The sequence below is a fragment of the Marinobacter iranensis genome, assembly GCF_029207565.1.
Taxonomy (GTDB): Bacteria; Pseudomonadota; Gammaproteobacteria; order Pseudomonadales; family Oleiphilaceae; genus Marinobacter; species Marinobacter iranensis.
In genome coordinates this window covers 1-236 of the sequence record NZ_JANCMW010000408.1, presented here as the reverse complement: position 1 = coordinate 236, position 236 = coordinate 1, and the positions used below count along the sequence as shown (strand labels likewise).

Genomic DNA, 236 nt, shown 5'->3' with positions numbered 1-236 from the left:
CACCGAGCGGGCCTTTTCCGGCCACTACACCGACAACAAGGCCGATGGCCTCTATCTGTGCGCCGGCTGCAAGCTCGAACTGTTCGACAGCGCCGACAAGTTCGATTCGGGCTCGGGCTGGCCCAGCTTCACCCGGCCGATCGATTCGGAGAACGTCACCGAACATGCCGACACCAGCCATGGCATGCGCCGCGTCGAGCTGCGCTGCGCGCGCTGCGACGGGCATCAGGGCCATG

1 protein-coding gene is annotated in these 236 nt (G+C 66.1%); it reads left to right on the top strand.

The features are described from left to right. On the top strand, nt 1-236 hold a 236-nt coding region (gene msrB, locus NLU14_RS22895; protein WP_275710933.1), incomplete at both ends, for a peptide-methionine (R)-S-oxide reductase.